Origin of the sequence: Pseudomonas sp. 31 R 17 (assembly GCF_900004915.1) — a bacterium.
Classification (GTDB): domain Bacteria; phylum Pseudomonadota; class Gammaproteobacteria; order Pseudomonadales; family Pseudomonadaceae; genus Aquipseudomonas; species Aquipseudomonas orientalis_A.
Genome location: NZ_CVTN01000056.1, coordinates 180,265 through 206,541 on the forward strand (window position 1 = coordinate 180,265; position 26,277 = coordinate 206,541).

The following is a 26,277-nucleotide window of genomic DNA, read 5'->3' on the forward strand; positions in this document are numbered from 1 at the left end:
TTCATAGTCATACCGCCACCACCACGATGGCACCGATCACCAGCACGGCACCGGCCGCCATGGACGCTGCGTACCAACGCAATTGGCCGGTCTCGCTGCGGCTCAGGGCGGTGTGACCGGCCTTGGCGGCGCGCGGGATCAGACCGATGGTCTGGTCGAGCGGGTCTTTGCGCAGCACGTGGCTGATCGCAAGGTAAGGCTTGACGAACAGTTTGTCGTAGATCCAGTCGAAGCCCCAGGCGGCGAACCACCAGGCCGAGAGGAAACGGCCAATGCCACTGTTGGCCACGGCGGTTACCAGGCGACGCTTGCCGAGGAACAGCAGGGCTGCGAGCAGGATACCGGCGATGGCGATGGCGCCCGAGGCGATCTCCAGGCTGTGCTTGTCGGCGCCGCCGGCATGGCCGACGCTTTGCGGCAGTACACCGGCCAATGGCGGGGTGATCAGCGCGCCGATGAACGTCGACAGGATGATCAGCACCGACAACGGCAACCAGTGCGAGATGCCATGGCCTGCGTGGGCTTCGGTCTTGGCTTCACCGTGGAAGGTGATGAAGATCAGGCGGAAGGTGTACAGCGAGGTCATGAACGCGCCCACCAGGCCTGCGTACAGCAGGTTATGGTTACCGCTGGCAAACGCTTCCCAGAGGATTTCGTCCTTGGAGTAGAAGCCTGCGGTCACCAGCGGCAGGGCGGCCAGGGCGGCACCACCGACGATGAAGCTGGCGTAGGCCAGTGGCAGCTTCTTCCACAGGCCACCCATCTTGAAGATGTTCTGCTCGTGGTGGCAGGCAACGATCACCGCACCGGAAGCAAGGAACAGCAGGGCCTTGAAGAAGGCGTGGGTCATCAGGTGGAAGATCGCCGCGTCCCAGGCGCCAACGCCCAGGGCCAGGAACATGTAGCCGATCTGGCTCATGGTCGAGTAGGCGAGGATACGCTTGATGTCGGTTTGGACCAGCGCGGCAAAGCCGGCCAGTACCAGGGTCACGCCGCCGACGATGCCGACCAGGTGCAGGATGTCCGGCGCCAGGGTGAACAGGCCGTGGGTACGGGCAATCAGGTAGACACCGGCGGTGACCATGGTCGCGGCGTGGATCAGTGCCGACACCGGGGTAGGACCGGCCATCGCATCCGCCAGCCAGGTCTGCAGTGGCAGTTGCGCGGATTTACCCACGGCGCCGCCCAGCAGCATCAGGGTCGCCAGGGTGATCCAGAAGTCGCCGACCTGGAATTTCTGCGGTGCCAGCACCAGCAGTTCCTGGATGTTCAGCGTGCCCACCTGTTGGAACAGGATGAACAGGCCGATGGCCATGAACACGTCGCCGATCCGCGTGACGATAAACGCCTTGAGTGCGGCGTTACCGTTGTTGCGGTTGCTGTAGTAGAAACCGATCAACAGGTACGAGCACAGGCCCACGCCTTCCCAGCCGAAGTACAGGAACAACAGGTTATCGCCGAGCACCAGGAACAGCATGCTGGCGATAAACAGGTTGGTGTACGAGAAGAAGCGCGAGTAGCCCGCTTCACCGCGCATGTACCAGGACGCGAACAGGTGGATCAGGAAGCCCACACCCACCACCACGCCGAGCATGGTGATCGACAGGCCGTCGACATAGAGGGCGAAGTTGGGCTTGAAGCCCTCCACCGAAATCCACTGCCACAGCACCAGGGTGTAGTGACCGCCTTCCGGCGGCGCTACGTTGAATTGCCAGATGACGTAGGCGGCAACGATGGCCGACAAGCCAATCGAGCCTACGCCGATCAGGGCCGAGAGGTTCTCCGACCAGCGTCCGCGAGAGAACGACAGCAGCAGGAAACCGATCAGGGGAAATACGAAAGTCAGAAAGATCATGTTCATCCGCGCATCTCACTGGCAGCGTCGATATCAAGCGTGTGGAAGCGACGATACAGTTGCAGCAGGATCGCCAGGCCAATACTGGCCTCTGCGGCTGCCAGGCTGATCACCAGGATGAACATGACTTGTCCATCCGGCTGGCCCCAACGTGCACCCGCCACGATGAACGCCAGTGCCGCAGCGTTCATCATGATTTCCAGGCTCATCAACACGAACAGAATGTTACGGCGAACCATCAGGCCGACCAGGCCAAGGCAGAACAGGATGCCGGCGACCGCCAGACCATGCTCCAAAGGGATAGCAGGCATCGTCATTGCTCCTTGGCTTCGTTGCGGCCCAAGTGGAAGGCCGTGATGGCTGCGGCAAGCAGCAGCATCGAAGCCAGTTCGACCACCAGCAGGTACGGGCCGAACAGGCTGACGCCCACGGCTTTCGCATCCACGGTGGTGTGGCCGATGGCCTGGCCGCTCTGGTGAGCGAACAGCACATACAGCAGTTCACCCAGCAGCAGGGCTGCGAGGACAACCGGGCCGAGCCAGATGCCGGGCTTGAGCCAGACGCGTTCCTGGGCGACCGAAGCCGGCCCCAGGTTGAGCATCATCACCACAAACACGAACAGCACCATGATGGCGCCGGCATAGGCGATCACTTCCAGTACACCGGCGAACGGTGCGCCGAGGGCAAAGAAGGTCATGGCCACGGCGATCAGCGAAATGATCAGGTAGAGCAGGGCGTGCACGGGGTTGGTGTTGGTGATCACGCGAAGCGTGGACACCACTGCGATACCCGATGCGAAATAGAAAGCGAATTCCATCTTTCTTCCTTAAGGCAGCAAGCTCTTCACGTTGATCGGCTCGGCTTCGTTTTGTGCGGCGCCTTTTGGCTTACCGGCAACGGCCATACCTGCAACACGATAGAAGTTGTAATCAGGGTTTTTACCGGGACCAGAGATCAGCAGATCTTCTTTCTCGTACACCAGGTCCTGACGTTTGAACTCGGCCATCTCGAAATCCGGTGTGAGCTGGATCGCGGTGGTCGGGCAAGCTTCCTCGCACAGGCCGCAGAAAATGCAGCGCGAGAAGTTGATGCGGAAGAAGTCCGGGTACCAGCGACCGTCTTCGGTTTCAGCTTTCTGCAGGGAGATGCAACCTACCGGGCACGCCACGGCGCACAGGTTGCAGGCTACGCAACGCTCTTCGCCATCGGGGTCGCGGGTCAGTACGATGCGGCCGCGATAGCGCGGCGGCAGGTACACCGCCTCTTCCGGGTATTGCAGGGTGTCGCGTTTGCGAAAGCCGTGACCGAACACCATCACCAGGCTTCGCAACTGGGTACCGGTACCCTTAACGATGTCGCCAATATATTTGAACATGGGTCAAATCCTCACTGAACCGCGGCAGCCGGCGTGTTCAACAACACGACGGCAGCCGTCACCAGCAAATTGATCAGGGTCAGCGGCAGGCAGAATCTCCAGCTGAAATCCATCACCTGGTCATAGCGCGGGCGCGGAATCGAGGCGCGCAGCAGAATGAACAGCATGATGAAGAACGCGGTCTTCAGGAAGAACCAGAAGAAGGCCAACTGCGGCAGGATGCCGAACGGGCCGTGCCAGCCGCCGAAGAACAGCGTGACCAGCAGGGCCGAGATCAAGATGATGCCGATGTACTCACCGACGAAGAACATGCCCCATTTCATGCCGGCATATTCAATGTGGTAACCGTCGGCCAGTTCCTGTTCCGCTTCCGGCTGGTCGAAGGGGTGACGGTGAGTCACGGCCACGCCCGCGATGAAGAAGGTACAGAAGCCGAAGAACTGCGGAATGATGAACCACAGGTTCTGCGCCTGGTACTCGACGATGTCGCGCATGTTGAATGAGCCAACCTGCACCACGATGCCCATCAGTGCCAGGCCCATGAACACTTCATAGGAGACGGTTTGCGCCGAGGCGCGCAGGCTGCCGAGCAGGGCGAACTTGTTGTTGCTCGACCAACCGGCGAACAGCACCGCATACACCGACAAACCGGCCATGGCGAAGAAGAACAGCAGGCCAATGTTCAGGTCCGCCACACCCCAGGTTGGAGTGATCGGGATGATCGCGAAAGCGATCAGCAAGGCGCTCATGGCCACGACCGGCGCCAGGGTGAAGATCACCTTGTCGGCGAACGGCGGGGTCCAGTCTTCCTTGAAGAACATTTTCAGCATGTCGGCGGCGATCTGGAACATGCCGAACGGGCCGACGCGGTTCGGACCGTAACGGTCCTGCCACCAGCCCAGCAGGCGACGTTCGACGAAGCTGAGCAGGGCGCCCGCGACGACCACGGCCAACAGGATCACGATGGCCTTGACCACCGAGATGATCACGTCGATCACTTCAGGAGTGAACCAAGTCATTGCGCTGCCTCCTGCAGACCGTCAACGGTGTGGCCAAAGATCGCTGGAGGAATCCCGGCGAGGCCTTTTGGCAATGCAACCAGGCCGGCGCCCAGCTCGTCGTTGATGCGCAGCGGCAGACGCAGGGTCTGACCGGCCACGCTCAGGCTGAGCAGGGCACCGTCGTTGACGCCCAGGCGGTCGGCTTCGGACTTGGCCAGCGACACGTAGGCTGCGGGGATGCGTTCTTGAACCGGCGCGGCCTTGGAAGAGGTTTCTTCGCTGCCGAACAGGTGGAAGAACGGCACGACCTGCCAGGTGCCCGGCGCCGGGTTGAACGGACGCGGTACCGCCGCGAACCAGTTCAGCGAGTCACCGGTGCTTTCGATCAGGCGGGTGCCCGGGTCGCCCGCGCGGATGTGACCACCGACTTCGTCCTGGAACTTGTTCCAGGCCTGCGGTGAGTTCCAGCCCGGCGACCAGGCAAATGGCACCTGCTGACGCGGTTCGGCCGAACCCGAGTAACCTTCCATGGAGAAGGCGAACGCGGTGTCGATGTCTTGCGGTGTACGCGGTTCATGCACGCTGATGTCAGCACGCATGGCGGTGCGCCCGGAGTAGCGCAGCGGTTCACGGGCCAGTTTCAGGCCCTTGATGCGGAACGCGGCGGACGGTGCAGCGTCGACGATGCGTGCCAGTTGCGGCGCGCTCGCGGCGGTGGCGGCGGTGACGTGGTCGAGCTGGGTCCAGTCAATCGGCTGGTTCAGCAGGGTCGCGCGCAGGGCATGCAGCCAGCGCCAGCCTTCGTGCACCAGGATGCTGGCGTCCATGTACTTCGGATCGAACACCTGGAAGAAGCGCTGGGCGCGGCCTTCCTGACTGACCAGGGTACCGTCGCCTTCGGCGAAGGTGGCGGCTGGCAGCACCAGGTCGGCACGCTCGCTGGTGGCGGTCTTCTGGTGGTCGGCAACGATCAGCACCTGGGCGGCGTTGAGCGCAGCGTCAACCTTGGCCGCAGCGGTGCGGGTGTACAGGTCGTTTTCCAGCACGACGATGGCGTCGGCATTGCCGTCGATCACCGCTTGCAGCGCGGCATCCACGGACTCGCCGCCAAGCATGGCCAGGCCGAGGCTGTTGGCTTCCGGCACGACCAGGCTGATGGAGCCGTTCTTGTCGCGCAGTTTCAGGGCCTTGGCGATGTTGGCGGCGGCTTCGATCAGCGCCTTGGAACCCAGGGAAGTGCCGGCAATGATCAAGGGACGCTTGGCCGCCAGCAGGGCGTCGGCAATACGCTGAGCCAACTCGACAGCTTCAGCGTCCAGGCCTTCGACGGCCGGCGCGCTGGCGTCGAGGGCATGGGCCACGGCGAAACCGAGGCGGGCCAGGTCGTCCGGTGCGGCGTGGACGCATTCTTCGGCGATGTCGTCGAGCTTGGTTTCAGCCAGGGACGCGATAAACAGCGGGTTCAGCGCGTGCTGGCCGATGTTTTTCACCGCAGCGTCAAGCCACGGCTGTACGCGCATGGCGTCGGCCATTTCCTCGGCCTTGCCTTTGACCGATTGGCGCAGCGACAACGCGATACGCGCAGCGGTCTGGGTCAGGTCTTCACCGAGCACGAAGATCGCATCGTGGTCTTCGATGTCGCGCATGTTCGGTACCGGCAGCGGGCTGTCGTTCAGCACTTGCAGGACCAGGCGGATGCGCTCCAGTTCACCGGCTTCAATGCCGCTGTAGAAATGCTCGGCGCCGACCAGTTCGCGCAACGCGAAGTTGCTTTCGAGGCTGGCGCGGGGTGAACCGATACCGACGATATTACGCCCGCGCAACAGGTCGGCGGCTTTATCCAGCGCCGCGTCCAGGCTCAGCTTGGCGCCATCGGCCAGCAGCGGCTGGCGTGGGCGGTCTTCGCGGTTGACGTAGCCATAGCCGAAACGGCCACGGTCGCACAGGAAGTACTGGTTGACCGAACCGTTGAAGCGGTTTTCGATACGACGCAGTTCGCCGTAGCGCTCGCCCGGGGAGATGTTGCAACCGCTGGAGCAGCCATGACAGATGCTCGGGGCGAACTGCATGTCCCACTTGCGGTTGTAGCGCTCGGAGTGAGTCTTGTCGGTGAACACACCGGTCGGGCAGACCTCGGTGAGGTTGCCGGAAAACTCGCTTTCAAGCACGCCGTCTTCAACGCGACCGAAGTACACGTTGTCGTGGGCGCCGAACACGCCCAGGTCGGTGCCGCCGGCGTAGTCTTTATAGAAGCGCACGCAGCGGTAGCAGGCGATGCAGCGGTTCATCTCGTGGGAAATGAACGGGCCGAGGTCCTGGTTCTGGTGGGTACGCTTGGTGAAGCGATAACGGCGCTCGTTGTGGCCGGTCATCACCGTCATGTCTTGCAGGTGGCAATGACCGCCTTCCTCACAGACCGGGCAGTCGTGGGGGTGGTTGGTCATCAGCCATTCGACCACGCTGGCGCGGAACGCCTTGGATTCTTCATCGTCGATGGAGATCCAGGTGTTGTCGGTGGCTGGGGTCATGCACGACATGACGATACGACCACGGGTGTCGTTCTCGTCGGTGTATTGCTTGACCGCACACTGGCGACAGGCACCGACGCTACCAAGCGCGGGGTGCCAGCAGAAATACGGGATGTCGAGGCCGAGTGACAGACATGCCTGTAACAGGTTGTCCGCCCCATCGACTTCGAGCGCTTTGCCGTCTACGTGGATAGTGGCCATGGTTCAAAGTTCTTCGTTGGCCCGTTGTCAGCGGGCGTGGCTAATGGAATCTTGTTATTCATGTGCATCAACACAGCCATCAAGGCGTCCGCACATGAGAAAAGCGAAGGGCACGGACCCTTCGCTTCTTTAAGCTCTACGCACCGACCATGGTCGGTGATACCACCTGAGTGAGTTCGCCCGCGCGGGTTGGCGCGATGCCGGCCTCGAATTCAGGACGGAAGTATTTGATTGCGCTGCCCAATGGCTCCACGGCGCCCGGTGCGTGAGCACAGAAGGTCTTGCCTGGGCCGAGGAAACCCACCAGTCCGAGCAGGGTTTCGATGTCACCCTCGCGGCCTTCGCCGTTTTCCAGGGCCATCAGCAGCTTGACGCTCCACGGCAGACCGTCGCGGCAAGGGGTGCAGAAGCCGCAGGATTCACGGGCAAAGAACTGCTCCATGTTGCGCAGCAACGAGACCATGTTCACGGTGTTGTCGACCGCCATCGCCAGGCCGGTGCCCATCCGGGTGCCCACCTTGCCGATGCCGCCGGCATACATCTGTGCGTCGAGGTGCTCGGGCAGCAGGAAACCGGTGCCGGCGCCGCCTGGCTGCCAGGCTTTCAAGGTGTAGCCGTCGCGCATGCCGCCGGCGTAGTCCTCGAACAGCTCGCGTGCGGTCACGCCGAATGGCAGTTCCCACAGACCCGGGTTCTTGACCTTGCCGGAGAAGCCCATGAGCTTGGTGCCCATGTCTTCGCTGCCTTCACGGGCCAACGATTTGTACCAGTCCACGCCGTCGGCGATGATCGCCGGCACGTTGCACAGGGTCTCGACGTTGTTCACGCAGGTTGGCTTGCCCCACACGCCCACGGCAGCAGGGAAGGGCGGCTTGGAGCGTGGGTTGGCGCGGCGGCCTTCGAGGGAGTTGATCAGTGCGGTTTCTTCACCGCAGATATAACGCCCGGCGCCGGTGTGCACGAACAGCTCGAAGTCGAAACCCGAGCCCAGGATGTTCTTGCCCAGCAGGCCCGCCGCCTTGGCTTCGGCCACGGCACGGTTGAGGTGCTTGGCGGCGGTGGTGTATTCGCCGCGCAGGAAGATATAACCCCGGTAGGTTTTCAGCGCGCGGGCGCTGATCAGCATGCCTTCGATCAGCAGATGGGGCAGTTGCTCCATCAGCATGCGGTCTTTCCAGGTATTGGGCTCCATTTCATCCGCGTTGCACAGCAGGTAGCGGATGTTGATGGATTCGTCTTTGGGCATCAGACCCCACTTAACACCCGTGGGGAAGCCTGCACCGCCGCGGCCCTTGAGGCCTGCGTCCTTGACGGTCTGGACGATATCGTCCTGGGCCATGTCGGCGAAGGCCTTGCGCGCGGCGGCGTAGCCGTTCTTGGCCTGGTATTCGTCAAGCCATACCGGCTTGCCGTCATCACGCAGGCGCCAGGTCAGCGGGTGGGTCTCGGCCGAACGCTTGATCAGGTTGGCCGGGCCGAAGGAAGTCAGGGTCATGGGTAGCCCTCGAGCAATTGGGTGACGCCAGCAGGCTGTACGTCACCGAATGTGTCGTCGTCGATCATCAACGCCGGCGCCTTGTCGCAGTTGCCCAGGCAGCACACCGGCAGCAGCGTGAAGCGGCCGTCGGCGGTGGTCTGGCCCAGGCCGATGCCCAGCTTGGCCTGGATCTCGCTGACCACGGACTCGTGGCCACCGATGTAGCAAACCATGCTGTCGCACACGCGAATGATGTGGCGGCCCACCGGCTGGCGGAAGATCTGGCTGTAGAACGTGGCCACGCCTTCAACGTCGCTGGCGGGGATGCCGAGGATTTCGCCGATGGCGTAGAGGGCGCCGTCCGGCACCCAGCCACGTTCCTTCTGGACGATCTTCAAGGCTTCGATCGACGCCGCGCGCGGGTCTTCGTAGTGATGCAGCTCGTGCTCGATGGCCGAGCGCTCGGTTTCACTCAGGGTGAAACGGTCTGTCTGGATAAGCGTGCTGTTCATGCTTAGCGGTCCACGTCGGCCATAACGAAATCGATACTACCCAGGTACGCAATCAAGTCCGCGACCATCTCGCCTTTGATCACCGAAGGGATCTGCTGCAAGTGCGGGAAGCTTGGGGTGCGAATCCGGGTGCGGTAGCTCATGGTGCCGCCATCGCTCGTCAGGTAATAACTGTTGATGCCCTTGGTCGCTTCAATCATCTGGAAGGACTCGTTGGCCGGCATCACCGGGCCCCACGAAACCTGCAGGAAGTGCGTGATCAGGGTCTCGATGTGCTGCAGCGTGCGCTCTTTCGGCGGCGGCGTGGTCAGGGGGTGATCCGCCTTGTACGGGCCTGCCGGCATGTTGCGCATGCATTGCTCGATGATCTTCAGGCTCTGGCGCATTTCTTCGACGCGCACGATGCAACGGTCGTAGGCGTCGCCATTGGCCGCCAGCGGCACTTCGAATTCGAAGTTCTGGTAGCCGGAGTACGGGCGTGCCTTGCGCAGGTCGAAGTCGCAACCGGTGGAACGCAGGCCGGCACCGGTGACGCCCCATTCCAGGGCCTCTTTGGTGTTGTATTGCGCGACGCCGATGGTACGGCCCTTGAGGATGCTGTTATCCAGGGCGGCCTTCTGGTATTCGTCCAGACGCTTGGGCATCCAGTCGATGAATTCCTTGACCAGGCGCTCCCAGCCGTTCGGCAGGTCGTGGGCAACGCCGCCGATGCGGTACCAGGCCGGGTGCAGGCGGAAACCGGTGACGGCTTCGATGACCTTGTAGGCGCGCTGGCGGTCGGTGAAGGTAAAGAACACCGGGGTCATGGCACCGACGTCCTGGATGTACGTACCCAGGAACAGCAGGTGGCTGGTGATGCGGAAGAACTCGGCCATCATGATGCGGATGGTGTCGACGCGGTCCGGCACCTTGATACCGGCCAGCTTCTCGACGGAGAGCACGTACGGCAGGTTGTTCATCACGCCGCCGAGGTAGTCGATACGGTCGGTGTAGGGGATGAAGCTGTGCCAGGACTGTCGCTCGGCCATCTTTTCGGCGCCACGGTGGTGGTAGCCGATGTCCGGGACGCAGTCGACGATTTCCTCGCCATCCAGTTGCAGGATGATACGGAAGGCACCGTGGGCCGAAGGGTGGTTCGGGCCCAGGTTGAGGAACATGTAGTCCTCGTTGGTGCCGGAACGCTTCATGCCCCAGTCTTCCGGACGGAAGCGCGCTGCCTCTTCTTCAAGCTGCTGCTTGGCGAGGGTCAGGCTGAACGGGTCGAACTCGGTGGCGCGGGCAGGGTAGTCCTTGCGCAGCGGGTGACCTTCCCAGGTCGGCGGCATCATGATGCGCGTCAGGTGCGGGTGGCCCGGGAAATCGATACCGAACATGTCCCACACTTCACGCTCGTACCAGCTGGCGTTCGGCCAGATACCGGTCACGGTCGGGACGCTCAGGTCGCTCTCGGAGAGGGCGACCTTGATCATCACGTCACTGTTACGTTCCAGCGACATCAAGTGGTAGAACACGGTGAAATCGGCGCCGCTCGGCAAGCCCTGGCGCTTGGTGCGCAGACGCTCGTCCACGCCATGCAGGTCATAGAGCATGACGTACGGCTTGGGCAGGTTGCGCAGGAAGGTCAGGACTTCGACAAGCCTGGCACGCGCCACCCACAGCACCGGCATACCGGTGCGTGTGGCCTGGGCGGTGAAGGCATCAGGGCCAAAACGGTTATTGAGTTCGACAACCACATCCTGGTCGTCTGCCTTGTAAGGCGGGATATACAGAGCACTGCCTGTAGTCATGGTTTTTTATCGCTTTCGGTCAACGTAAAGAATGAAGCCAGGTTTTCGTTCTATAAAAAGAAGCGGGCTGGATCAGACTTCGTCGGGGCTGCGCAGGTTGGTGACTGCGATTCGCTGTTCGCGGCGCTGTTCCTTTTGGGACGGCATCTCGGCGCGGTACACGCCTTGATCGCCGACGACCCAGGACAGCGGGCGACGCTCCTTGCCAATCGATTCCTGCAACAGCATCAAGCCTTGCAGAAATGCTTCGGGACGGGGCGGGCAGCCAGGCACGTAGACGTCCACGGGCAGGAACTTGTCCACCCCTTGAACGACGGAGTAGATGTCGTACATGCCACCGGAGTTGGCGCACGAACCCATGGAGATCACCCATTTCGGTTCGAGCATTTGCTCATAGAGACGCTGGATGATCGGCGCCATCTTGATAAAGCAGGTACCGGCGATAACCATGAAATCCGCCTGGCGCGGCGATGCCCGGATAACCTCGGCGCCAAAGCGCGCGATGTCGTGGGGCGCCGTGAAGGCGGTGGTCATTTCCACGTAGCAGCACGAAAGGCCGAAGTTGTACGGCCACAGGGAGTTCTTACGCCCCCAGTTGACCGCGCCACTCAGCACGTCTTCCAGCTTGCCCATGTAGATGTTCTTGTGGACTTGGTCTTCTAACGGGTCGGAAACGGTTTCCCGTTCGCCGATGGGGTACTGCTCGTTAGGAGCATCCGGGTCGATCCTGGTGAGATTGTATTGCATCGCCAAAGCCTCATTGTTTCAGCTTCGCTTGCCGCTTGCGACGAGCTTCCGGAGCCCAGTCAAGGGCGCCCACTCGGAACAGGTAGACAAGACCTGCCAACAGAATTGCTATGAAAACGAGAGCTTCGACGAATCCGGTCCAGCCGCTTTCGCGGACGGACACAGACCAGGCAAAGAGAAAGAGGGCTTCGATATCGAAGATCACGAAGAGCATCGCGACCAGATAGAATTTGGCTGAGAGCCGCAAGCGGGCGCCACCTGTAGGTAGCATGCCGGACTCGAACGGTTCGTTTTTGCTGCGACCCCAGGCTTTTGACCCGAGGAGGCTGGAGACGCCGAGCATGAAGGCGCAAAGCCCCACAACACCGAGGAGGAAAATGGCAAAGCCCCAGTTGTGGGCCATGAGTCCTGTCGCGTCGGTCATGCTGGAAATCCTTAACAGAGAGCAAAGGTCTCTGAGCTCGAAAAAGTCACGATGCAGTGACGATATGTCGCACTGCAATCAATCGCGGTGATTTTATGGCTAAACACCGGGCAAGTAAAATTCCTGTGGCGAAATTATTCGGCGGAATAAGCACATAGTGCACCTTTATAGGGCTGTAGCCCTTGCAGGGCGGGCATTAGCGGGCTTTTTATCAAATGTGTTTTGTTTAAGTGGTAACGAAGTTTTCTCATTCCAAATGATAATGAATATTGTTTGCGTGGGGTTTAAGCGAATGTTTCTCGTGTAGCGGGGTAAGTTACCGTTACTTGGTTGAGTGTCGCTTAGTTATGGGTGCGCATCTTTTAACTGATTTGATTCGGGCGGACACCGCTCTGGATCAATGTTTTGCGCAAAATCCATTGTGGGAGGGGGCTTGCCCCCGATTGCCGAGTGTCAGTCAGCACATCGGTTGCTGGCCCACAGCTATCGGGGGCAAGCCCCCTCCCACATGGGATTCGTGGTGCATCAGTAGATTATGTGCAGGCAAAAAAAACGCCCCGAACCAGTCGGGGCGTGATGGCTGTGCGGCACTGCGGTTAGGTCTTCCCTGGGGCCGCAGTGGCCGTGTACTCAGTCACTCAGTGGAACTGCTCTTCCTCGGTCGAACCGGTCAGCGCGGTCACGGACGAGGTGCCGCCCTGGATCACGGTGGTCATGTCGTCGAAGTAGCCGGTGCCCACTTCCTGCTGGTGCGCCACGAAGGTGTAGCCTTTGGCGGCGTCAGCGAATTCCTGCTCCTGCAGTTTCACGTAGGCGGTCATGTCGTTGCGGGCGTAGTCGTGCGCCAGGTTGAACATGCTGTGCCACATGTTGTGAATGCCGGCCAGGGTGATGAACTGGTGCTTGTAGCCCATGGCGGACAGTTCGCGCTGGAACTTGGCGATGGTTGCATCGTCCAGGTTCTTCTTCCAGTTGAAGGAAGGCGAGCAGTTGTAGGACAGCAGTTGGTCCGGGTATTCCTTCTTGATCGCTTCGGCGAAGCGACGCGCTTCGTCCAGGTCCGGCTTGGCGGTTTCGCACCAGATCAGGTCGGCGTACGGCGCGTAGGCCAGGCCACGGGCGATTGCCTGGTCGAGACCGGCGCGCACTTTATAGAAACCTTCCTGGGTGCGTTCGCCGGTGACGAATGGCTGGTCGTACGGGTCGCAGTCCGAAGTCAGCAGGTCAGCGGCGTTGGCATCGGTGCGCGCCAGGATGATGGTTGGCGTACCGGCAACGTCAGCGGCCAAGCGTGCGGCGGTCAGCTTCTGTACGGCTTCCTGGGTCGGAACCAGCACCTTGCCGCCCATGTGGCCGCATTTTTTCACCGACGCCAGCTGGTCTTCGAAGTGCACGCCGGCGGCGCCCGCCTCGATCATGCTCTTCATCAGTTCGTAGGCGTTGAGTACGCCGCCGAAACCGGCTTCGGCGTCGGCCACGATAGGTGCGAAGTAGTCGATGTAGCCTTCGTCGCCCGGACCTTTACCGGCTTTCCACTGGATCTGGTCGGCACGCCGGAACGAGTTGTTGATGCGCTTGACCACGGTCGGCACGGAGTCCACCGGGTACAGCGATTGATCGGGGTACATGGATTCAGCGGAGTTGTTGTCCGCGGCCACTTGCCAGCCGGACAGGTAGATCGCCTGGATACCGGCTTTTACCTGTTGCACTGCCTGGCCGCCAGTGAGGGCGCCCATGCAGTTGACGAAATCTTTGTCGGGACGGAAGGACGGCTTGGCACCCTGGGTAACCAGGTTCCACAGCTTCTCGGCGCCGAGTTTTGCAAAGGTGTGCTCAGGTTGGACCGAGCCACGCAGGCGGACGACGTCAGCAGCGGAATAAGCGCGGGTCACGCCTTTCCAGCGTGGGTTTTCAGCCCAGTCTTTTTCAAGGGCTGCAATTTGCTGTTCGCGTGTCAGTGCCATGTAGTTAAACCTCGTCGTCGCGTCTTGTAGGGTTCGAAGGCCCTTGCCAGGGCCCTTGATTAGCGGGAGCGAGGCCATCATGCACAGCCTTTTTGGGGGCGTCAAATGTTTTGTAGTGCTTTTTTTCAGGCACTACATATTTAGTCTGATACGACTCGCCAGTCAGTTTTTGGTGCTTCAGTTCAGCGTGTCGACCTTGACCCGCACCGTCAGGTCATCGCGGCCCTGAGTAGCGTAGCTGCGGGTTGTAGAGGATTTATCGGCCTGGGTCTCACGGTTGATGCCGGCCAGGGAAATCCATTCGCCCAGGCGGCCGCTGACAGTTGTGTCGGTACTTTGTACGTTCACTACATCGGGACGTTCCTGGCTCATGCGGTCACGGTTGGTACTGATGGCCAGGTGAACGGTCTCTCCGGTGACGCTGGCGGTCACGTAGAAACCCTGGGTGACGTTGCGATACTGGGTCTGGTTCTGCAGGCGACCATAGCTGTCCTGCTGGGTGGTGGTCAGCGGTACGCTCTGGCCGACCTGAATCAGTGCCGGCACGCCTTCGCTGGCCTGGATCTGCTGGACGCCGCCGTCGCGGCTGGTGGTGCCGTAGCTGATGATACGGGTCTGGCTGTCGCCGCTGGCCTGCTGGTTGTTTTCATTGGTGTCGACGGTGATCAGCAGGCGCTTGGCCGGGGTGTCGAGTTGAGCGAGCAGGGTGCGCAGGCCTTCGATCTTTGCCGGCGCCGCGTTGACGATGAGCTGATTGCCATAGGCACTCACGGTGCCGTCCTTGCCGATGAAGTTCTGCGCCACGGGCAGCAGGTCGGCGCTGGTGCGGTTGCTCAGGTTGACCACTTCGGTGTCGGCCATGGCCGATGCGCTGGCGGCCAGGAGGAGGGCGGTGAGCAGGGTGCGTAGGGACATGTCCGTTATCTCTGCAATTCATTTGGCTTGGATAGTGCCAGTTTGTCGGCCCGGCGGGTCGCAAGTTGAATATCAGACAGCAAAATGCCCTGGCAAGGCAGGGCATTTTTTGGCGTTGCTGAAATAGCTATCGGGGGCAAGCCCCCTCCCACATTTTGACCGAGTACATCTTCAAGTGTGGGAGGGGGCTTGCCCCCGATAGCCGCGACGCGGTCCCGGATCAGTCCCCGCGCACCATATCCACATGCGGAATCCCGACTTCAAGAAACTCATCACTGACAATCTTGAAACCCAGCCGCTCGTAGAACGGCGCCGCATACACCTGCGCACTGAGGAATTGCCGGCTCTGGCCGCGCTTCTCGGCCACGCCGATCACCGCTTCCATCAGCTTGTCGCCGACCTTCAGCCCGCGCCAGTCCTTGAGTACCGACACGCGGCCGATCTCACCGCTGGGCAGCAGCCGCGCGGTGCCAATCGGGAAATCACCTTCGAACGCCAGAAAGTGCATCGCACCGGCGTCGTCCGCGTCCCATTCCAGCTCGGGTGGAACCGATTGTTCAGCGATGAATACCGCTTCACGAATGCGCCGAATCTCGTCGATATCCTTTCGCCAGTCCGCGACACTTACGTGAATCCTATTCATCCGCAAACCCCAGGCTGCCTTGCTTGACCAGTTCGCACAGCAGGTCGCGGCCGTCTTCGTCGGCCAGCCAGGCGCCGAGGTTCTCGCTGTGCAGGGCGTCTGCCGAGCACACCAGTTTCAACAGTTCGCGCAGTTTGCCCGGCAGGTAACGGCTCTGGCCACTGGCGAACAGCAACACGTCGTCGTCCACTTCCGACCAGGCCAGGCGCGCGCTCGGGTTGCGCACCAGGATCGCGCCGTCTTGCAGGCTGCTGATGAAGTCGTCCTCGCCCAGCTCTTCGCCTGCCACCAGCTCCGGGTAGCGCGGTTCGGTCATGAACTGGCCGAACCAGGTCAGCAGCATGCGCTCGTCGCTCATGTGCTCGGCCAGCAGGCTCTTGAGGCGATCCAAGGCATCGCTCTGAATCTGATGCGGGTCGCTGACCGGCTGGGCGTCGGCATCGGTGTAGCGCTCTTCGTCGGTCAGGTACTGGCTGAGGAAGTCGGTGAAGTGGGTCAGCACCTCGGCGGCGCTCGGCGCACGGAAGCCTACCGAGTAGGTCATGCAGTCGTCTTCGGCAATGCCGAAATGCGCCAGGCGCGGTGGCAGGTAAAGCATGTCGCCCGGTTCGAGCACCCACTCGGCGCTTTCTTCGAATTCGGCGAGGATGCGCAGGTCGGCGTGCTGCAGCAGCGGACTTTCAGAGTTGCACATCTGGCCGATTTTCCAGTTGCGCTTGCCCTGGGCTTGCAGCAGGAACACATCGTAGTTGTCGAAGTGCGGGCCGACGCTGCCACCCGGTGCGGCGAAGCTGATCATCACATCGTCGATGCGCCAGCTGGGCAGGAAGCGAAAGTGCTCGAGCAGCTCGGCGACTTCCGGCACGAACTGATCCACTGCCTGTACCAGCAGGGTCCATTCACGCTCGGGCAGGGTGCTGAAGGCGTCTTCGGCGAACGGGCCGCGACGCAGCTCCCACGGACGTTCGCCGTGTTCGATCACCAGGCGCGACTCGACTTCTTCTTCCAGGGCCAGGCCGGCCAGTTCGTCGGCGTCGATCGGGCTTTCGAAGTCGGGGATGGCCTGGCGGATCAGCAGCGGTTTCTTCTGCCAGTAGTCGCGCAGGAATTCCCGTGCCGTGATGCCGCCCAGAAGTTGAAGAGGGATATCAGGATTCATGTGTAACCTATTGAAAAAAAGCACTTTTAAGACAGGAATAAAAACGCCCGGCGCGGCCGGGCGTCTCAAAGGGTCGTGCGATGATCAGATGCGCTTGGCTTGCTCTACAGCGTTACCGATGTAGTTGGCCGGGGTGAGCAGTTTCAGCTCGGCCTTGGCGGCAGCTGGCATGTCCAGGCCGTCGATGAAAGTTTGCAGCGCATCGGAGGTGATGCCCTTGCCGCGCGTCAACTCTTTGAGCTTCTCGTAAGGGTTTTCGATGTTGTAGCGGCGCATCACGGTCTGGATCGGCTCCGCCAGAACTTCCCAGCAGGCATCCAGGTCAGCGGCGATTTTCTGCTCGTTGAGCTCCAGCTTGCTGATGCCCTTGAGGCTGGCTTCGTACGCGATCACGCTGTGGGCAAAGCCCACGCCGAGGTTGCGCAGTACGGTGGAGTCGGTCAAATCGCGCTGCCAGCGCGAGATCGGCAACTTGCTGGCCAGGTGCTGGAACAGCGCGTTGGCGATACCCAAGTTGCCTTCGGAGTTTTCGAAGTCGATCGGGTTGACCTTGTGCGGCATGGTCGACGAACCGATTTCACCGGCAATGGTGCGCTGCTTGAAGTAGCCCAGGGAGATGTAGCCCCAGATATCGCGATCGAAGTCGATCAGGATAGTGTTGAAGCGCGCAATGGCGTCGAACAACTCGGCGATGTAGTCGTGGGGTTCGATTTGCGTGGTGTACGGGTTGAAGCCCAGGCCCAGCTCGTCTTCGATGAAGGCGCGGGCGTTGGCTTCCCAGTCGATCTCAGGGTAGGCGGACAAGTGGGCGTTGTAGTTGCCCACGGCGCCATTGATCTTGCCCAGCAGTGGCACGGCGGCGACTTGCGCGATCTGGCGCTCCAGGCGGTACACCACGTTGGCCAGTTCCTTGCCCAGGGTGGTCGGTGATGCCGGCTGGCCGTGGGTGCGCGACAACATCGGCACGGCGGCGAAGCGGATCGCCAGTTCGCGGATCGCTTCGGCGGTCTGGCGCATCAGCGGCAGCATTACGTCATCACGGCCTTCGCGCAGCATCAGGGCGTGGGACAGGTTGTTGATGTCCTCGCTGGTGCAGGCAAAGTGGATGAACTCGCTGACCTGGGCCAGTTCCGGCAGCTTGGCCGCTTGCTCTTTGAGCAGGTACTCGATGGCCTTGACGTCGTGGTTGGTGGTGCGCTCGATCTCTTTCACACGCTCGGCGTGCTCCAGGGAGAAGTTTTCCGCCAGGGTATTCAAGACAGCGTTGGCCTCGGCGGAAAACGCCGGCACTTCGCTGATGGCGGGGTGAGCGGCCAGGCGCTGGAGCCAGCGCACTTCAACCAGGACGCGAGCACGAATCAAACCGTATTCGCTGAAAATAGGGCGCAGGGCCTGGGTTTTGCCGGCGTAGCGGCCGTCAACAGGGGAAACCGCAGTGAGCGAAGAAAGCTGCATAGGGTGTTCTCGGACAGTCGGGCAACGAAATGGGGCGCGTATCATACATGAAAAAATCCGCCGGTCCGTCGCCAACTGACCGGCGTATTACGCGTAACAGCGTGAAAAAGGTTTGCTGGTGCGACTTATTCGTTGCGCATCAACGGGTAAAGCTCTTTGAGCAATTTGCGTCGGCTGATCACCAACTGCCAACGATGACCGCCCAACTGGCGCCACAACCGTGCCGAACGAATCCCCGCCAAGAGCAGGGCGCGGATTTTCGAGGCGTTGTTCGGTTGCTGCAGGTTGCGCATGTCGCCGTGTACCTGGATGCGCTGGCGCAAGGTGCTCAAGGTGTCCTGGTACAGCGCGCCACAGGCTGCGATCACGTTTTCGTGGGCCGGGCCAAAATGTTCAACCTGGGATTGGATCTGCGGCAGGCGTTTGCCGATGGTTTCGAGCAGGTCGTCGCGCTTGGCCAACTGGCGCTCGAGGCCGAGCATCGACAGGGCGTAGCGCAAGGGTTCGCGCTGCAAGGTGCTGGGGTCGCGTTCCAGGGCGCCGATCAAGGCCCGGTAACCTTCACGCAAGGCCAGGTCGTCGCCGCCGTAGACTTCCAGGGTGTCCTTGGGGTCGCGGATCAACAGGCTGCCGAGCATGCAGGTCAGGCCTGCCTCGGTGACCTGGCCGGTCTTGGCGATCTTGTCCACCAGTACCGCAGCCAGAAATACACCGCCAAGGGCCGTCAATTGCTCCTGGGTCGGGCTCATGCCGGGTTGCTCCAGGCTTGCGCGACTTCGATGACGCCGCCGCCCAGGCAGATTTCGCCGTCATAGAACACCACGGATTGGCCTGGGGTGACCGCGCGTTGCGGGTCATCGAAGGTGGCGCGGTAACCCGTGGCGGTTTTTTCCAGGGTGCACGGCTGGTCGCTCTGGCGATAGCGCACCTTGGCGGTCAGGCGGCGTGGGGCGCTCAGGTCGATCGGGTTGACCCAATAGATGTCCGAAGCAAGCAGGGCGCCTGAGAACAGCAGCGGGTGTTCGTTGCCCTGGCCGACGATCAGCACGTTGTTTTCCAGGTCCTTGACCAGCACGTACCACGGCTCTTCCCCTGCGTCTTTCAAGCCGCCGATGCCCAGGCCCTGACGCTGGCCAATGGTGTGGTACATCAGGCCATGGTGACGGCCGATCACTTCACCGTCGGTGGTTTTGATTTCGCCCGGTTGTGCCGGCAGGTATTGCTTGAGGAAGTCGCTGAAGCGGCGCTCGCCGATAAAGCAGATGCCGGTAGAGTCTTTCTTCTTGGCGGTGGCCAGGCCGTGTTTCTCGGCGATCCTGCGCACTTCGGGCTTTTCCAGCTCACCAACCGGGAACAGGGTCTTGGCGATCTGTTCACCGCCGACGGCGTGCAGGAAGTAGCTCTGGTCCTTGTTCGGGTCCAGGCCCTTGAGCAGTTCGGTGCGGCCATCGATGTCGCGGCGGCGTACGTAGTGGCCAGTGGCGATCAGGTCGGCGCCCAGCATCATGGCGTAGTCGAGGAACGCCTTGAACTTGATCTCGCGGTTGCACAGGATGTCCGGGTTCGGCGTCCGGCCGGCCTTGTATTCGGCCAGGAAGTGCTCGAACACATTGTCCCAGTATTCGGCGGCGAAGTTGGCGGTGTGCAGCTTGATACCGATCTTGTCGCACACGGCCTGGGCGTCCGCCAGGTCGTCCATGGCGGTGCAGTATTCCGTTCCATCGTCTTCTTCCCAGTTCTTCATGAACAGGCCTTCCACCTCATAACCCTGCTCCATGAGCAGAACGGCGGAAACGGAAGAATCCACGCCGCCGGACATGCCGACGATGACGCGCTTCTTTTGTGTGTCAGAAGGGGCTGGATCACGCATAGGGTTTCAACGGGTGTCTTGAAAAAGGACGCGATTCTAGCAGGCCTGGGCCCGCAAGGCTAAAGAGAAGGACGGATCAATTCCAGGCTGTGACGCTGGCCGGCCAGATAATCATCGATACAGCGGATGATCAGCTCGCTGCGCCAGTTGTCGCGCAGGCCCAGCAGCTCGTCCCGGGTCAGCCAGCGGGCGCGCAGGATGCCTTCGTCGAGTTGATAGTCCGGGTGGTGTTTCAGGGCCTTGGCGATGAAACAGACGCGTTGGTAGGTCACGCCGTTGCTCGGGGCGGTATAGAGGTAGATGCCGACGATGCCGGTGGCTTCGACGTCCCAACCGGTTTCTTCGAGGGTTTCACGCACGGCGGCTTCGGTCAGGGTTTCGTTCGGGTCCAGGTGGCCGGCAGGCTGATTGAGCACGGCACGGCCGCCCTTGAGTTCTTCGACCATCAGGAAGCGGCCGTTGTCTTCGACGAGGGTGGCGACGGTGATGTGGGGGAGCCAGGTCATTTGAACGCCTCGATTCAGGGTGTGACGCGTCAGTGTGGGAGCGGGTTTACTCGCGATGGCGGTGTTTCAGCCACCGAATATATTGGCTGAGCTACCGCTTTCGCGAGCAAGCCCGCTCCCACATTTTGATTGGGTTTCTTCAGTGAGGCTGCATAAGCAATCTGCATCATGCCCCTGACATTTTATGATTTTACCGATTTCAGCCAGGGGCGCAGCTTATCTCTCCAGAGCCATTAGTCCGGAGAGGGTCATGAACCCAATTGCCCACAAAAACTACGAAGTGCGCCTTACATCGCCACTACCCATTGCCTTCATCCTGCTGTGGAGTTCCGGCTACATCGGTGGTGCGTTTGGCGTGCGTTATGGCGAGCCTTTTACCATGACGTTCTATCGGTTTGCGCTTGCTGCCCTGGTTTTCCTGGGAGTGGCGCTCGCCATCAAAGCCGAGTGGCCGAGACGGCTCGCGCCTTACTTTCATGCGGCTGCGGTAGGTCTACTCTTGCAAGCCTTGCAGTTCGGCGGTCTTTACACCGGAATCAGCCAAGGCGTGCCAGCAGGGCAGGCCGCGTTGATTGTCGGTTTAATGCCGGTATTTGTGGTGATCGGCGCCTACTTGTGTCTGGGTGAGTAACTGAGCTGGCGCGACTTGCCGGGCTCGATCCTGGGCGTTGGCGGTGTCGCCATCGTTGTGGCTAGCAGTTTTTCCGGGTCCGGGGCGCCAGTCAGTGGTTACGCCGCGGTGGGGTTGGCGCTGCTGGGCATCACCCTCGGCACGCTCTACCAAAAGCGCTTTTTAAGCGGAGTCAACCTGTGGGTGGGTTGTTTCATCCAGATGGTCACTGCATCGCTTGTCATGTTGATACTCGCTTACACCACGGAAACCATGCATGTCACCGAGTGGGAGCCCTTCGCTGCCTCGGTGGCATGGATCACCCTGATGAACTCGGTCGGCGCCCTTACTTTGCTCTACCTGATGATTCGGCGAGGCGAAGCGAGTAAGGCCACCAACTTGTTTCATGTTATTCCGGCGGTCACGCAGATTATGGCCTCATTGGTGTTGGGTGAAGTGCCTAGTGTAGTGGCAATTTTGGGATTTATTGTTTCGGGGATTGGGGTTTATTTGATGAATCATGCACGAGTGAAGTGATCCGTCGAATATCAACGTCCGCTGACTAGGAAGGTAATCATGTTTGAACAAGAAATGATAGATGGCAAACTATATGAAAATAAACTAGATCTCAATGGCGGGGGGTTGTCTATTAATGATATTGAACATCTGAGTTTTCAACCTTATGAAATTGATGGTCGCGAGGGTGTTTCAATATTTTATCTGTATGACGCGCGGCACGATGCGCAAGGGCCTGCCGCTGCATTGGTTTGCTATGCAGCTGGGGCGCTCACACCGAGGCATTTTCATCAGGGCTGGGAGTTGGTCTTGGTGATCGATGGTGAGCTTGTTGATGATAGAGGGAGCCATGTTGCAGGTGCATTGCAAGTATACCCTCCAGGGTCTTCGCATCAACTTTCGTCTCAATCAGGTTGCACATTTTTAGTGGTTTGGGAGCAGCCAGTTCGGCCGTTCCCTGTTCAGGATATAGATGTATTTAATACCTAGAAAGCAGAGGCTGCGGTATGAAAGTAATTAGTGAGTTGCAGGCGGCAGATTTGATTGAAGATGAATGGACAATTATCCCAGGAGGGTTTGGTAGTTGCGGACATCCTGATGGACTTACTCGGGCAATCGGTGAACGCTTCAAGCGCGAGGGGCGGCCCCGTAAGCTTGGTCTGCTCTTTGCTTCCGCTTCTGGGGATCTTGCCGAAAAGGGGGTGGATGCTTTGGCTCACAGTGGGTTGGTGGCGAAGGCAATTGGAGGGTTCTGGGGGCTTATACCGCGATTGGGGAATATGGCGCGCCAAGGAGAGATAGAAGCGCATAACTGGCCGCAGGGGGTTATCAGCCAGTTATTCCGTGCGATCGCGGCGAAGAAGCCCGGTGTGATTTCCAAGGTCGGCCTCAACACTTTTGTTGATCCTGATCATGAGGGTGGACACTTGGATCGGCGGGCGGGGCGGGCGCTCGTTCAGAAGATCGTTGTTAATGGGGAATCGACGCTTCTTTATCCTGCAGTTAAGGTTAATTGTGCGTTGTTAAGAGGAACGTGTTGTGACCCTTTAGGAAATATTTCGATGGAGCGGGAGGTATCTCATAGCGATGCGCTCGCGCAGGCAATGGCAGTTAAAAATTGTGGAGGGATAGTGATTGTGCAGGTTGAAAGTTTGGTAGGGTTACATGATATTGAACCGCATGATGTAAAAATACCCGGGCTGTTTGTCGATTATGTGACAGTGTCGCGCCCTGATGAACATCCTCAAACTTACGGTGTGGGGCATAACGCAGCATTCACGCGACCGGGAGTGCTCACTCCCATTATAAGTTCGGTCTCATGTGCTGAGCGAATTATTGCTAACAGAGCTTTGCAGGAAATTCGACAAGAAAATGCCCGGATTATCAATCTTGGTATTGGTATACCGGTAGTCGTTGCGCAAGTGGCTGAAGGGTTGGGCTGTGCGGAGTCGATGAACTTTACTGTTGAATCTGGCGTTATAGGTGGTAGGCCAGCTGCTGGATTGTCATTTGGGGCTAGCTATCGCCCAGCGAGTATTATCGAGCAGGCCGCCTTGTTTGATTTTTACGAAGGCGGTGGAATTGACGTGGCGTGCTTGGGCTTTGCCGAAATGGACAGCTTTGGAAATGTTAATGTTTCTAAATTTGGTCGTAAGTTGCAAGGTGCCGGTGGATTCATAAATATCTCTCAGTCGGCTCGATGTGTTGTTTTTTGTGGGACTTTCACGGCGGTAGGGTTGGTGGTAAATGTAAGTGAAGGGAAAGTCCGAATTGTTCGAGAAGGTAGTGTAAATAAATTTGTTCGTCAGGTCTCGCATTTGACTTTTAATGGTGGTTATTCTAAAGCGCTGGGCCAAAGAGTTATATTTGTCACAGAGCGAGCTGTCTTTGTATTGAGAGATGGAGTGGTTTATCTGGAGGAGGTCGCTCCAGGTATAAGTGTAGAGCAGGATATTATGCCATTCATCGAAGGTGGGTTCGTAGTGTCTAGCAACTGCAAGCCCATGTCGGATGAGTTATTTTTGTTTTAAGTGTGCAAAGTTTAAGTTTTTCAAAAGTTTAGATGTTACATCCAGAAAGTCAATTCTGTGGGAGGTTGTTATGTCTAGTAAAGTAATTACGGTAATCGGTGGCGGCGCCTCAAGTGTCTCTTTTATCTACGCGGTTTTAAACGGATTAAAGAGATATGGTTGTCGTTCGAACGTGTCGATATTTTTGCTGGATAAGCAATCTCAATGTGGTCGAGGACTTGCCTATTCTGAAGATTGCAGTACAAATATTTTAAATACGCGAGCGGAATTCATCTCGCCTTTCCCTGACCAGCCTGGACATTTCTACACGTGGTTATTGGCTAATCGTGAAATTTGGGAATACGACTTCCCTGATATTAATCTTTGCCCGCAGGCGTTTCTTCCTCGGTCTTTGTTTGGATTGTATCTTGCGCACATGATTCAGTTTTTGGTCAAAAGCGCGGTAGAGCTCGGCTGCCAATTAATGCCAGTGCATGACGAGGTCGTCAATATCAGTTTCTCGCATGACGGGAGGATCGTGGTGTCAACAAATGGGAATCTCTCCTTTCCTAGTGATCATGTAGTGCTTAGTTGTGGTAATGCGCGCAGTTTAGAATACCGACATCTTGCTACTGCTAAAAATTTCTTCTCCAGCCCTTATCCGATCAAGCGCACATGCCGCCTAATTCAAAAGCAGGAAAGTGTAGCGATTGTCGGATCAAGACTGAGTGCTATCGACGCGGTGATCGGGCTTACTGCAAATGGCCATAAAGGGCCTATTACGTTGCATTCACGCACGGGAGCCCTGCCCAGTGTCAGGGGGACTCAGGCACGCTATCAACCGACGATTCTGACAGAGGAAAATGTTAGATCTTGTATTTCTCGCGCTGGCGTAGTGCGACTTGAAGACGTGCTTCTTTGGACGACGCAGGAGTTAGCCATAGAGGGCGGGCCGATTTGTATGGCCGATTGGCCAACTATGTGTTCCCAAAGGCCAGCGGTAGAGTTTCTTGAGGCAGAAATAGCTGCTGCCCATCACCCGCGGTTTTGGCAATCCGTTCTCTACTCTACAAATGCTGTACTCGATTTGATTTGGCCTGCAATGCCGGACGAGGATAAGAAGATATTCTTGGGTTACTCGAGTTGGTGGATGGCCTACCGTGTCTCAATTCCAATTGAGAATGCATTAAAAATAAAGCTATTACTCGAATCCGGGCAGCTATCAATTATCAAAGGTGAAATTGAGACGATTGAGTACAGTGGGCGATTTACCTTAACGGTGGCTGATCTGGCGAATACAAGTTGCTACGAATATGACTCCGTTGTAGTGGCTACTGGTACCCCTCGAGATGTGAGTAAGTTTGATAACCCTTTGGTTCAAAATATTCTTCAGCAGGGAATTGGGTGCGCGGACCCATTCGGCGGAGTGAAGGTGTCTATCGAGTCGGGCAGCTTGATTAATAGTCTGGGGTATGTGGATGACAGGATCACTGTCCTGGGAGAGTTGACAAGCGGCGCGTTCTTTTTTACCAGCGCTTTAGAAATAAACGCTCGTCATTCGGCGGAGCGAGCAGAATATGTTTTAGCTAGATTGGCGCTAACTTCCGATACGTATTTTGAATACCATCAACGCTCGATTGTGGGAATGGGATGACAGAAAACTATTCAATTAAACATTTTTTGTATATTTTCATTCGTGTATTTAGCCCGCACCTAGCCGAATAGCTAGTGGCGAGCGCGACGTTGATTTGCCACAATCGGAACACAATTTCGATCGGTGGCCTGCCATGAGAATCAATCTTGATATTCAGTCGTTGCGAAGCTTTATAAAAGTGGGCGAAACTAAGAGTTTTACACGTGCGGCCGAAGCGTTAAGCTTGACCCAGCCTGCTATCAGTCAACAGATCAAACGATTAGAAGACTTATTGGGGGTGGCGTTATTTGCGAGGGAAAATCGGCAGGTATTGTTGACGCTGGAGGGAGAAAAGCTTTTTGGTTATGCCAAGGATATCGTTGTTTGTAACGATAAAGTCGGTAGGCTGTTTGAAAGGGTAGAGAAAAGACAAACGATCATAGTAGGTATGCCGGAGCATTTTTGTGAGAGGGTCCTCCCCAAGATTATTTCCAGCATGGCTATTCACTTTCCAAGCATACAAATGGTAGTGAAAGTCGCTAGATCAGGCTTTTTATTAGATGCGGTTAATGAGGGTAAGATCGACTTATGTCTCGTTATAGATGAACTGAAAGAAATGCATGAGCGTCCTTGGCATACATTATCGGTTAGATGGTTTGCTGGCGATAGCGCTGACATGACCGATAAGCCGTATGATGTTCCTCTCGCTTTGTTCAAGCCGCCCTGTGGGCTTCGCACTCTAGCGATCCGAAGTCTAGAAGAGAGTGGTATCAAATGGCATTGCGTTTATGAATCGGAAGACTTGATGTCGTTGCGGTCTGCGGTGCAGGCGGGAGTCGGTATTACATTGTTGCCATTTGTAGCACAAGTGTCGGGTTTAAAGAGCCTTGATGGCATTTTCAGTTTGCCAGTGCTACCTCAATTTGCTGTGATACCTAAAGAGCGAGCGGGTTGGAATCCTGCTTACAGGTGTGAGGTAATTGCGTTGATTCGCTCAGTATGGATTTCAGAGTACGCCAATGCTTCCTCGTGACTACTCACATTCGCAGAAACCCCGGCACATGGCCGGGGTTTGTGATGTTCCTTTACA

General features: G+C 58.5%; 25 protein-coding genes. 6 read left to right on the forward strand and 19 right to left on the reverse strand.

What is annotated here, in order from left to right; all coding sequences use genetic code 11:
• Nucleotides 1-7 precede the first annotated feature (7 nt).
• The 19 genes from nuoL to BFP89_RS07950 all read right to left on the reverse strand — a co-directional run bounded on the left by nuoL (nucleotide 8) and on the right by BFP89_RS07950 (nucleotide 20,419).
• Nucleotides 8-1,861 carry an NADH-quinone oxidoreductase subunit L gene (nuoL, locus tag BFP89_RS07860; RefSeq protein ID WP_065884949.1) on the reverse strand — a complete coding sequence of 618 codons (1,854 nt, stop codon included), beginning with the start codon at nucleotides 1,859-1,861 and terminating at the stop codon, nucleotides 8-10.
• Nucleotides 1,858-2,166, reverse strand: coding sequence for an NADH-quinone oxidoreductase subunit NuoK (nuoK, locus tag BFP89_RS07865; protein WP_003174727.1), 309 nt, complete (start codon nucleotides 2,164-2,166; stop codon nucleotides 1,858-1,860). Before nuoK ends, nuoL begins: the two co-directional genes overlap by 4 nt.
• A gap of 2 nt (nucleotides 2,167-2,168) precedes the next feature.
• Nucleotides 2,169-2,672: an NADH-quinone oxidoreductase subunit J gene (nuoJ, locus tag BFP89_RS07870; RefSeq protein ID WP_065884950.1), complete on the reverse strand. Its 504-nt coding sequence runs from the start codon at nucleotides 2,670-2,672 to the stop codon at nucleotides 2,169-2,171.
• A 9-nt stretch (nucleotides 2,673-2,681) separates the two neighbouring features.
• Nucleotides 2,682-3,230, reverse strand: coding sequence for an NADH-quinone oxidoreductase subunit NuoI (gene nuoI / locus BFP89_RS07875; RefSeq protein WP_003174725.1), 549 nt, complete (start codon nucleotides 3,228-3,230; stop codon nucleotides 2,682-2,684).
• Nucleotides 3,231-3,241: 11 nt separating this feature from the next.
• Complete coding sequence (gene nuoH, locus BFP89_RS07880; RefSeq protein WP_003174724.1) at nucleotides 3,242-4,249, reverse strand: NADH-quinone oxidoreductase subunit NuoH; 1,008 nt, start codon at nucleotides 4,247-4,249, stop codon at nucleotides 3,242-3,244.
• On the reverse strand, nucleotides 4,246-6,960 hold the full coding sequence (gene nuoG, locus BFP89_RS07885) for an NADH-quinone oxidoreductase subunit NuoG (protein ID WP_065884951.1): 2,715 nt from the start codon (nucleotides 6,958-6,960) through the stop codon (nucleotides 4,246-4,248). The genes nuoH and nuoG overlap by 4 nt, the downstream gene beginning before the upstream one ends.
• A gap of 136 nt (nucleotides 6,961-7,096) precedes the next feature.
• Entirely contained in the window at nucleotides 7,097-8,455 is a 1,359-nt protein-coding gene (gene nuoF, locus BFP89_RS07890) for an NADH-quinone oxidoreductase subunit NuoF (protein WP_065884952.1), read from the reverse strand.
• Complete coding sequence (nuoE, locus tag BFP89_RS07895) at nucleotides 8,452-8,949, reverse strand: NADH-quinone oxidoreductase subunit NuoE (RefSeq protein ID WP_003232080.1); 498 nt, start codon at nucleotides 8,947-8,949, stop codon at nucleotides 8,452-8,454. Before nuoE ends, nuoF begins: the two co-directional genes overlap by 4 nt.
• Before the next feature lie 2 nt (nucleotides 8,950-8,951).
• Nucleotides 8,952-10,736: an NADH-quinone oxidoreductase subunit C/D gene (gene nuoC / locus BFP89_RS07900; RefSeq protein ID WP_065884953.1), complete on the reverse strand. Its 1,785-nt coding sequence runs from the start codon at nucleotides 10,734-10,736 to the stop codon at nucleotides 8,952-8,954.
• Nucleotides 10,737-10,808: 72 nt separating this feature from the next.
• The gene (locus tag BFP89_RS07905) at nucleotides 10,809-11,483 is read right to left on the reverse strand and encodes a NuoB/complex I 20 kDa subunit family protein (protein ID WP_003174719.1); all 675 of its coding nucleotides are present in this window, start codon (nucleotides 11,481-11,483) and stop codon (nucleotides 10,809-10,811) included.
• A gap of 10 nt (nucleotides 11,484-11,493) precedes the next feature.
• A complete protein-coding gene (locus tag BFP89_RS07910; protein WP_003192109.1) occupies nucleotides 11,494-11,907 on the reverse strand; it encodes an NADH-quinone oxidoreductase subunit A in 414 nt (137 codons plus the stop codon).
• A 638-nt stretch (nucleotides 11,908-12,545) separates the two neighbouring features.
• Nucleotides 12,546-13,871, reverse strand: coding sequence for an isocitrate lyase (gene aceA, locus BFP89_RS07915; RefSeq protein ID WP_025858968.1), 1,326 nt, complete (start codon nucleotides 13,869-13,871; stop codon nucleotides 12,546-12,548).
• A gap of 177 nt (nucleotides 13,872-14,048) precedes the next feature.
• Nucleotides 14,049-14,786 carry a secretin N-terminal domain-containing protein gene (locus BFP89_RS07920; protein ID WP_065884954.1) on the reverse strand — a complete coding sequence of 246 codons (738 nt, stop codon included), beginning with the start codon at nucleotides 14,784-14,786 and terminating at the stop codon, nucleotides 14,049-14,051.
• A 220-nt stretch (nucleotides 14,787-15,006) separates the two neighbouring features.
• Nucleotides 15,007-15,429 (reverse strand): GNAT family N-acetyltransferase, encoded by a 423-nt coding sequence (locus BFP89_RS07925; protein ID WP_065884955.1) that lies wholly within the window; start codon nucleotides 15,427-15,429, stop codon nucleotides 15,007-15,009.
• Nucleotides 15,422-16,588 carry a ribosomal protein uL16 3-hydroxylase gene (locus BFP89_RS07930; RefSeq protein WP_065884956.1) on the reverse strand — a complete coding sequence of 389 codons (1,167 nt, stop codon included), beginning with the start codon at nucleotides 16,586-16,588 and terminating at the stop codon, nucleotides 15,422-15,424. Before BFP89_RS07930 ends, BFP89_RS07925 begins: the two co-directional genes overlap by 8 nt.
• Before the next feature lie 84 nt (nucleotides 16,589-16,672).
• Nucleotides 16,673-18,043: an adenylosuccinate lyase gene (gene purB, locus BFP89_RS07935; protein ID WP_065884957.1), complete on the reverse strand. Its 1,371-nt coding sequence runs from the start codon at nucleotides 18,041-18,043 to the stop codon at nucleotides 16,673-16,675.
• Between the two features lie 125 nt (nucleotides 18,044-18,168).
• Nucleotides 18,169-18,792, reverse strand: coding sequence for a high frequency lysogenization protein HflD (gene hflD / locus BFP89_RS07940; RefSeq protein ID WP_017137510.1), 624 nt, complete (start codon nucleotides 18,790-18,792; stop codon nucleotides 18,169-18,171).
• A complete protein-coding gene (mnmA, locus tag BFP89_RS07945; RefSeq protein ID WP_065884958.1) occupies nucleotides 18,789-19,913 on the reverse strand; it encodes a tRNA 2-thiouridine(34) synthase MnmA in 1,125 nt (374 codons plus the stop codon). The genes hflD and mnmA overlap by 4 nt, the downstream gene beginning before the upstream one ends.
• Before the next feature lie 59 nt (nucleotides 19,914-19,972).
• A complete protein-coding gene (locus BFP89_RS07950; protein WP_065884959.1) occupies nucleotides 19,973-20,419 on the reverse strand; it encodes an NUDIX hydrolase in 447 nt (148 codons plus the stop codon).
• Between the two features lie 250 nt (nucleotides 20,420-20,669).
• Here BFP89_RS07950 and BFP89_RS27190 point away from each other — a divergent pair, with 250 nt between their 5' ends.
• From BFP89_RS27190 to BFP89_RS07970, 6 genes are all read left to right on the forward strand, one after another.
• A complete protein-coding gene (locus BFP89_RS27190) occupies nucleotides 20,670-21,050 on the forward strand; it encodes a DMT family transporter (RefSeq protein WP_176718401.1) in 381 nt (126 codons plus the stop codon).
• A gap of 15 nt (nucleotides 21,051-21,065) precedes the next feature.
• Complete coding sequence (locus BFP89_RS27195) at nucleotides 21,066-21,566, forward strand: DMT family transporter (RefSeq protein ID WP_176718402.1); 501 nt, start codon at nucleotides 21,066-21,068, stop codon at nucleotides 21,564-21,566.
• A 39-nt stretch (nucleotides 21,567-21,605) separates the two neighbouring features.
• Nucleotides 21,606-22,034: a cupin domain-containing protein gene (locus BFP89_RS27200; RefSeq protein ID WP_083208029.1), complete on the forward strand. Its 429-nt coding sequence runs from the start codon at nucleotides 21,606-21,608 to the stop codon at nucleotides 22,032-22,034.
• A gap of 17 nt (nucleotides 22,035-22,051) precedes the next feature.
• A complete protein-coding gene (locus tag BFP89_RS07960; RefSeq protein WP_065884960.1) occupies nucleotides 22,052-23,575 on the forward strand; it encodes an acyl CoA:acetate/3-ketoacid CoA transferase in 1,524 nt (507 codons plus the stop codon).
• A 70-nt stretch (nucleotides 23,576-23,645) separates the two neighbouring features.
• On the forward strand, nucleotides 23,646-25,208 hold the full coding sequence (locus BFP89_RS27205) for an FAD/NAD(P)-binding protein (RefSeq protein ID WP_176718403.1): 1,563 nt from the start codon (nucleotides 23,646-23,648) through the stop codon (nucleotides 25,206-25,208).
• Nucleotides 25,209-25,341: 133 nt separating this feature from the next.
• Complete coding sequence (locus tag BFP89_RS07970; RefSeq protein WP_065884962.1) at nucleotides 25,342-26,220, forward strand: LysR family transcriptional regulator; 879 nt, start codon at nucleotides 25,342-25,344, stop codon at nucleotides 26,218-26,220.
• Nucleotides 26,221-26,277 lie beyond the last annotated feature (57 nt).

Excerpts from the sequence above, each read along its gene's own strand:
- BFP89_RS27200 (WP_083208029.1), top strand. The coding sequence starts at position 21,606 with ATGTTTGAACAAGAAATGATAGATGGCAAACTATATGAAAATAAACTA.
- BFP89_RS07925 (WP_065884955.1), bottom strand. The coding sequence starts at position 15,429 with ATGAATAGGATTCACGTAAGTGTCGCGGACTGGCGAAAGGATATCGAC.
- nuoE (WP_003232080.1), bottom strand. The coding sequence starts at position 8,949 with ATGAACAGCACGCTTATCCAGACAGACCGTTTCACCCTGAGTGAAACC.
- nuoH (WP_003174724.1), bottom strand. The coding sequence starts at position 4,249 with ATGACTTGGTTCACTCCTGAAGTGATCGACGTGATCATCTCGGTGGTC.
- BFP89_RS27205 (WP_176718403.1), top strand. The coding sequence starts at position 23,646 with ATGTCTAGTAAAGTAATTACGGTAATCGGTGGCGGCGCCTCAAGTGTC.
- hflD (WP_017137510.1), bottom strand. The coding sequence starts at position 18,792 with ATGAGCCCGACCCAGGAGCAATTGACGGCCCTTGGCGGTGTATTTCTG.
- aceA (WP_025858968.1), bottom strand. The coding sequence starts at position 13,871 with ATGGCACTGACACGCGAACAGCAAATTGCAGCCCTTGAAAAAGACTGG.
- BFP89_RS07970 (WP_065884962.1), top strand. The coding sequence starts at position 25,342 with ATGAGAATCAATCTTGATATTCAGTCGTTGCGAAGCTTTATAAAAGTG.
- nuoJ (WP_065884950.1), bottom strand. The coding sequence starts at position 2,672 with ATGGAATTCGCTTTCTATTTCGCATCGGGTATCGCAGTGGTGTCCACG.
- nuoG (WP_065884951.1), bottom strand. The coding sequence starts at position 6,960 with ATGGCCACTATCCACGTAGACGGCAAAGCGCTCGAAGTCGATGGGGCG.
- BFP89_RS07910 (WP_003192109.1), bottom strand. The coding sequence starts at position 11,907 with ATGACCGACGCGACAGGACTCATGGCCCACAACTGGGGCTTTGCCATT.
- BFP89_RS07920 (WP_065884954.1), bottom strand. The coding sequence starts at position 14,786 with ATGTCCCTACGCACCCTGCTCACCGCCCTCCTCCTGGCCGCCAGCGCA.
- nuoI (WP_003174725.1), bottom strand. The coding sequence starts at position 3,230 with ATGTTCAAATATATTGGCGACATCGTTAAGGGTACCGGTACCCAGTTG.
- nuoF (WP_065884952.1), bottom strand. The coding sequence starts at position 8,455 with ATGACCCTGACTTCCTTCGGCCCGGCCAACCTGATCAAGCGTTCGGCC.
- nuoC (WP_065884953.1), bottom strand. The coding sequence starts at position 10,736 with ATGACTACAGGCAGTGCTCTGTATATCCCGCCTTACAAGGCAGACGAC.
- BFP89_RS07950 (WP_065884959.1), bottom strand. The coding sequence starts at position 20,419 with ATGACCTGGCTCCCCCACATCACCGTCGCCACCCTCGTCGAAGACAAC.
- mnmA (WP_065884958.1), bottom strand. The coding sequence starts at position 19,913 with ATGCGTGATCCAGCCCCTTCTGACACACAAAAGAAGCGCGTCATCGTC.
- nuoL (WP_065884949.1), bottom strand. The coding sequence starts at position 1,861 with ATGAACATGATCTTTCTGACTTTCGTATTTCCCCTGATCGGTTTCCTG.
- purB (WP_065884957.1), bottom strand. The coding sequence starts at position 18,043 with ATGCAGCTTTCTTCGCTCACTGCGGTTTCCCCTGTTGACGGCCGCTAC.
- BFP89_RS07930 (WP_065884956.1), bottom strand. The coding sequence starts at position 16,588 with ATGAATCCTGATATCCCTCTTCAACTTCTGGGCGGCATCACGGCACGG.
- BFP89_RS07905 (WP_003174719.1), bottom strand. The coding sequence starts at position 11,483 with ATGCAATACAATCTCACCAGGATCGACCCGGATGCTCCTAACGAGCAG.
- BFP89_RS27190 (WP_176718401.1), top strand. The coding sequence starts at position 20,670 with ATGAACCCAATTGCCCACAAAAACTACGAAGTGCGCCTTACATCGCCA.
- BFP89_RS07960 (WP_065884960.1), top strand. The coding sequence starts at position 22,052 with ATGAAAGTAATTAGTGAGTTGCAGGCGGCAGATTTGATTGAAGATGAA.
- nuoK (WP_003174727.1), bottom strand. The coding sequence starts at position 2,166 with ATGCCTGCTATCCCTTTGGAGCATGGTCTGGCGGTCGCCGGCATCCTG.